This window comes from Synechococcus sp. R55.8 (genome assembly GCF_047461895.1).
Taxonomy (GTDB): domain Bacteria; phylum Cyanobacteriota; class Cyanobacteriia; order Thermostichales; family Thermostichaceae; genus Thermostichus.
This window is the reverse complement of sequence record NZ_JANSIB010000056.1, coordinates 1-6,260: the sequence shown is the minus strand read 5'-3', so window position 1 is coordinate 6,260 and position 6,260 is coordinate 1. Positions and strand designations below refer to the sequence as shown.

Annotated in this window: 5 protein-coding genes; 1 reads left to right on the top strand and 4 read right to left on the bottom strand. The window is 59.8% G+C overall.

The genetic code is table 11. The features are described from left to right. Positions 1-497, top strand: a 497-nt coding sequence (locus NW829_RS07165) for a gamma carbonic anhydrase family protein (protein WP_414416767.1), incomplete at its 5' end; no start/stop codon positions are given. Positions 498-518: 21 nt separating this feature from the next. Here the strand turns inward: NW829_RS07165 and NW829_RS07160 are convergent. The 4 genes from NW829_RS07160 to NW829_RS07145 all read right to left on the bottom strand — a co-directional run bounded on the left by NW829_RS07160 (position 519) and on the right by NW829_RS07145 (position 6,183). Next, positions 519-1,976, bottom strand: coding sequence for a circularly permuted type 2 ATP-grasp protein (locus NW829_RS07160; RefSeq protein WP_414416766.1), 1,458 nt, complete (start codon positions 1,974-1,976; stop codon positions 519-521). A gap of 176 nt (positions 1,977-2,152) precedes the next feature. Then, positions 2,153-3,955, bottom strand: a complete 1,803-nt coding sequence (locus tag NW829_RS07155; protein WP_414416765.1) for a glycosyltransferase family 39 protein — start codon at positions 3,953-3,955, stop codon at positions 2,153-2,155. A gap of 216 nt (positions 3,956-4,171) precedes the next feature. After that, the gene (locus NW829_RS07150) at positions 4,172-4,432 is read right to left on the bottom strand and encodes a DUF6761 family protein (protein ID WP_011434405.1); all 261 of its coding nucleotides are present in this window, start codon (positions 4,430-4,432) and stop codon (positions 4,172-4,174) included. Positions 4,433-4,530: 98 nt separating this feature from the next. Next, positions 4,531-6,183 carry a CocE/NonD family hydrolase gene (locus NW829_RS07145; protein ID WP_414416764.1) on the bottom strand — a complete coding sequence of 551 codons (1,653 nt, stop codon included), beginning with the start codon at positions 6,181-6,183 and terminating at the stop codon, positions 4,531-4,533. Between the last annotated feature and the right edge of the window lie 77 nt (positions 6,184-6,260).

The following is a 6,260-nucleotide window of genomic DNA, read 5'->3' as shown; positions in this document are numbered from 1 at the left end:
AGGCAGCCTTTATTGCCGCCAATGCCACACTGATCGGCGATGTCCAACTTGCGGAAGCGGTGAGCATCTGGTACGGGGCCATCTTGCGGGGGGATCTCTCGCCCATTGTCATTGGCCGCCGCAGCAATATCCAAGATGGAGCCATTCTGCACGGGGATCCCGGACAGCCGACCCTGATTGGCGAGGAAGTGACCATAGGCCATCGAGCGGTCATCCACAGTGCCCACATCGAGGGGGGATGTCTGATCGGGATTGGGGCCGTTCTCTTGAGCGGGGTCACCATCGGGGCGGGCAGCATGGTGGGAGCTGGAGCGGTGGTCACCCGGTCTGTGCCACCTCGCTCTTTGGCGGCGGGGATCCCGGCTAAGGTTATCCGCACCCTCACCGAGGAAGAGGTCAAGCAACTGCGCCTTCACGCCCAGCACTACGTGGATTTGGCGCTTCAGCATGCCAGCCGCTTTGGCCGGTGGAGCAGAGGTTCGGGCGAGCGGCTCTGAACCTATTTTGCAAGCCGTCTCTCAACAGCCGGGATCCGCGCAGAGCACCCAGGTATCTTTGCTGCCGCCCCCCTGGGAGGAGTTCACCACCAGAGATCCCTTCTTGAGGGCGACGCGGGTCAGCCCCCCTGGGTGAACGTAGATCTCTTTGCCGTAGAGGATATAGGGCCGCAAGTCCACATGACAGGGTTCTAGACGGGGGCCTTCTCCCCGATCCACCAAGGTGGGCACGCGAGAAAGGCACAGGGTGGGTTGGGCGATGTAGTTGCGCGGCTGGGCGCGGATTTTCTCGGCAAAAGCAGCCCGCTCTGCCGGTGTAGCCTGGGATCCCATCAGCATGCCATAGCCGCCTGACTCGTTGGCTGCCTTCACCACCAGCTTGTCCAGGTTTTCCAGTACATACGCCTGATCCTTAGGATCCCAGCAGAGGTAGGTGGGCACGTTGGGCAAAATGGCTTCCTCTCCCAGATAGTAGCGGATCATCTGGGGCACATAGGCGTAGATCACCTTGTCGTCCGCCACCCCCGTTCCCAAAGCGTTGGCGATCGCCAGCCGCCCCGACCGGTAGACCTCAAACAGGCCGGGTACCCCCAAGAGGGAATCAGGGCGAAAAGCAAGGGGATCGATGAAGTCATCGTCGATGCGGCGGTAGATCACATCCACCCGCTGCAGCCCTTTGGTGGTGCGCATTTGCAAATAGCCATCGGCCACCACCAGATCCCGCCCTTCCACCAGCTCCACCCCCATCTGCTGGGCGAGGAAAGAATGCTCGAAGTAGGCGGAGTTGTAGATGCCGGGGGTGAGCACCACCACCGTTGGGTTGGCTAGGTGCGGCACCAGGTTAAGCAGAGTATCCAACAAATGGCTAGGGTAGTCGTCCACCGGGCGGATCCCCATGGTGTTGAACAGGGAGGGAAAGGTGCTTTTCATCACCCGCCGATTTTCCAGCACATAAGAGATTCCCGACGGACAGCGCAGGTTATCTTCCAACACGTACCAAGTTCCGTCCCGATCCCGCACCAAGTCGGTGCCGGTGACGTGGCACCAAATTCTCCCCGGTGGGTTGAGCCCCACACAGGGCCGCAGAAATCCCTTGGCCGTTTCGATCAGCTCGGCAGGGATCACCCTATCCTTGAGGATTTTCTGGTCGTGATAAACATCGTCGATGAACAGGTTGAGGGCGTGGATGCGCTGCTTAAGGCCCTTCTCCAGCCGCTGCCACTCGGAAGCTGAGACGATACGGGGAATAATGTCAAAGGGGAAAATTCGCTCTGTGCCCTGGCTATCGCCATAGACGTTGAAGGTCACCCCCATCTGAAAGAGGGCCGCCTGTGCTGCCGCTTGCCGCTGCTGCAGTTCCCCTTCTTCCAGAGAATGAATGCGCTCAATCAGCGGGATCGCCTCAGGACGGGGCTGGTTACGCCCCAAAAACAGCTCGTCGTAAAACCCCTCGCCCGGGTCGTAGGCATCAAAACGCACGTCTGGGATCCCTGGAACGCTATCATCTTCTTCTACTTCTTCTACTGTTGGCGGCTCTGGATCTGCATAGTGTGCTTTCAGCTACTTTTAGCCTGGTAAAAAGAAAGGACTCCGTCCCGCTGACGCGAAAGGACTCCGTCCCGCGGACGGTGGGTTGGCCAAACCAGGGGGGAGCTCTAGGGATCCGCCACCTCAAAGGCCCATAGCCCCCGCTCGGCAGGGATCCGGTGCAACCGTCCGCTGGGAAAACGCCGTTGCAGTTCTGCCCCTTGCTGATCCCATACCCACTCGTTCATGAACAGGGTAAACGGTGGCTCCAGCGCCTGGATGGGCAACACCTCAGGGGAAAACACCGCTACCTTTTGTTCCCGTCCGGCAAAAAATTGGATCCAGCTTTGCCAATAGTGGGGTTCCCCCCAGCTGAAATAGGGGTAGGCAGTGCTAGCCGCCAGATAGAAGCGGTAGTCGGGATCCATTTGGCGAGCTGCCACATAGCGCCCGGTGGCCCCCACATCGTTGCCCTGCGTCCAGCCTTTGTGGACAAAGTCTCCAAAAATGGCCAGGTTCCACCCCCCAATCAGCAGGATTGCCCCCGCCATCGCCGCCGCCGGCAGCCAACTCCCGGCCCGGGATCCCCAGCGTTCCAGGAGACCTGCCAGCACTTGGATCCCTTCCAAGGTTAGATAGGCTACAAAGGGCAGGATCACCAGCAGGCGGGTGTAGTTGGGGGCTTTGGTGATGGCCAAGCTAAACAGCAGGTAGAGAAATAGGAAGCTGCCGATACAGAGCCAGTCGTGGGGCTGGCTGCGCTTCTTGAAAAGGCGGTAGAGGCCGGATCCCAGCCCCAGCCAGATCAAAGCCCCCGTCAAGGGATCCACAAAAGCATGGCCGTAGTTGGGATAGATGTAGCCGCGGTCGTGCTGGCCGGGGTCGTTGAACATACTCAGGCCGTTGAAGATGTTGCGCCAGACCGCCTCCTCTGGCGTAGCCGCATTCACCCACATCTGTTGTAACGCCCGCCCTTCCGGGAAAAAGAGAAATTGTTGGCGAGAGTACTCGGCGCTCACCGCAGGTGCTGTGACCGTGGCCACCAGAATGGGCCCAGCCACCAGAAAAAAGCCCAGCGCCGCGGGCACCGTCAGCTTAGCCAGGACCCAGAGGGGATTAGCTTGCTTGTTTTCTCCTCGGAGATCCTCCCGGCCCAGGAGCAGGTACAGAACTCCAAACAGCAACCCCAACAGGATCACCACCCGCCCCGGCAAATAGCCGTAGAGGGAGAAAGCCGCCGCTCCTCCCCCCAGATAGAGCAACAGGGGATTTTTTTCCCGCACGCCCTTGAGGAGCAAGGCCAGGGCCGCACACTCCACCAGCACAATCAGGTTTTCCCGCATGGCCATGCGGCTGATGCCCAGCAAGGCGTGGTTGGATCCCAAGAGGGCCGCCCCCGCCAAAGCCAGCCGGGATCCCCAAAATGCCCGAAAAAACCCGTAGGCCACCAGAATGGTGATCACCCCGAAGGCGGCATGTACCGTGCGCACATTGAGCAGCGTGACTCCCCCCATCAGCCGCGTCAGGCCGCCGAAGAGGCTGAACATGAAGCGGGGGAAATAGAAATACTCCGGCATCAGCCCAAAGATATCGGGATAGCGCACCCCTGAGGCGCGACGGGCCATGGAGGTGATCACAATCTCGTCAGTATTGATCTGAAAAGGGATGTTGGGCAGGTCGTAGAGGTAGATCGGGGCAAAGACCAACACCAACAGCCCCAGGTGCAACAGCTCCTGTCGCCAGCGCAGCCGCGTCGGATCCCAAGGGGGTTGAGCCGGGGAAAACTGCGCCCAATACAACCCCACCAGCAGGATGCTCAGCAGCCAGAGGCCAATCTGCAGCACGTGGTAGCTGGACAGCCCGTACCAGAGAGTCAGGGCTATTCCCAGGCCCAGGCCGGATCCCAGCAGAGGCAGACGCCGGGAGGCCATCACCCTATCCCAAACCGCCATAGAACCGATACGACTGGAATCAGGAACGAATCGATCCCTCTCAGCCTACCAGGCGCAAGATGCTCGACAAAACCAGAACTCAGTCAGCGCCCTCCCCCCTAGTCTTTCTCCCAAGGGGCGAGGGGAGATCAGAAAAGGTTGGAATCAAAACTTTGCCCCACCTGTTCTAGGGATCGCCAACAGGGATTCACAAAATCAATAACCCCGCATCGGCTCCGCCTCTGGCTCCAATTCCGGATCTATGAAGTTGGACGGATCGTAGAGGAAGCGGTTGACCTCGTCCTCAATGCGATAGATCTCGAAGGGCTCCAATTGTTTGCCAGTTCGCAAGGCCAGCAGGTAGCCATCCACCAGCAGACGTAGCTCATCGGTGCGCCGGTAGCCCCGCTGCCAGGTATCCACCAGAGCATCGGTCAAAGCCTGATAGTGCCGGATCAACTTTGGGTCTTGCAACATGGTGTTCCCTTGCCCTGCCTGTTTCTATCCTAACGTTTGGTGTCTCTTTGTAAGCGGGGATTGCGAACGGGATCCCGAAGCTTGGTCTCTTCTTGGCTTCAAGCCATGGGCAGGTGCAGCCGCGAAGGCGTCTCGCCACCGCTGCGGAGAGTGATGGTGAGAATGCGGGCCTCAATCAGCCGCTCTTCCCGCATTCCCGTGCCTGTGTTGACAGGATAGGCCGGAAAACAAGCCGCGCTAAGGCTGAGGCGCAGAGCATGACCGCAAGGAATGCGAATACAGGTGGGCTGACAGGGAATCAGAATGGGGGTACTGGGCTGGGGATCCCGTAGGCGACAATAGCCTTGGGAAAAGTTATACACCTGCCCATCGGGCCTTACCACCGAGAGCACAGCGCAAAGATCGAAACTGGGGCTGTCGGCCTCCGCGTACACCTCCACAGCAATGTCCCCGACCAGAACCAGCTCGGCTTGCAGCGGCGGAGTGGTATAGGTCAGGACATCGGTGCGGCAGTCGAGGGCGGAGCGCTCTTGCGGCCCGGCAGGCTGAACTAGGTGGCCCCCCAAGGCCGGCACCGGTCGCCAGGGATCGTGAACAAAGGTATCCGATTGTTGCGTCGGCGAGGGTTCAGGGCGAAGGGATCCCTCTGCTTCTGAAAGGGCAGCCAAGCCGGTGCTGTGTAGGTAAAAAGCTTTTGGCTCAGGGGTAGGCCAAGCATCAAAGCCGCGCCAGCGGTTGGATCCCATCTCGAACAGGCGTACCGGCGGCTCCTGGAGGATCCCTGTATCTTTGCCTTTGAGGAACTGGTCAAACCAGCGCACCTGCAGGCGATCGATGGGGCTGACAGCCTCTGGGCCAAAGTCCAACGCCCCCACTTTGCGCCCCCAAGGGAGATGGATCCAAGGGCCGATGATCAGGTATTGAGGGTTCTGGCTGCGGGCGCTCATTTCCTTGTAGAGGCGCAGGCTACCACTCAGGTAGCTGTCAAACCAGCCGGCAATGTGTAGCATCGGCAGATCCACCACCTCTAGACGGGGAGAGAGCTTGCGCCAGTATTCATCCGGCTCGCTGTGCTCCAGCCAGTCGAAGTAATAGGACTGGGGGGCATACTGCTGCAACACCCCCGGCTTGAGGGGGATAGGGTCGTAGAGGGGGAGATTGCGGGCAGCTTTCAAAAGCGCTTGGTAGGCGTTGGCATCCCCCCTGAGACGCGCCCCTTCGGTCTCCAGTTGCAAGGCCCAACTGAGGTTGTTGTAGAAGGCAAAGGCCCCCCCTGGGTAAGCGGCATCGGCATAGAGATCGTAAGGCAGCATCGCCGGGCAGATGGCCTTCAAGGCGCTGGGACGGGTAGAAGCCGCATACAGCTGGGTCATGCCCTGATAAGAGAAGCCGTACATGCCCACTACGCCGTTGCTCCCCGGCAAGGCAGCCGCCCAATTGACGGCGTCAAACCCGTCTTCCACCTCATGGCGGAAAGGGTAGAAGGATCCCTTGGAGGTTCCCCGTCCGCGCACATCCTGGATGACCACAATGTACCCCTGGGCCGCATACCACCTGGGATGGGCATACACCACCGTCGAGGCAATGGCCCGCCCATAGGGCTGCCGCATCAGCAAAACCGGGTAGCTCCCCTCCCCTTGCGGGCGATAGACATCCGCGTCCAGTTGGATCCCGTCGCGGGTGAACATGGAAACAGTTTCGCGGGGGCGAACGGGCAACATGGCCTGGGTTGGGCTAGCGGATCTTGCCAAAGGGATACCAACCAAGGACAACCTAAGGGATCCCTGGGTGGATTCTTCCTAAGATAAAACAGAAGCCCTTATGAGAG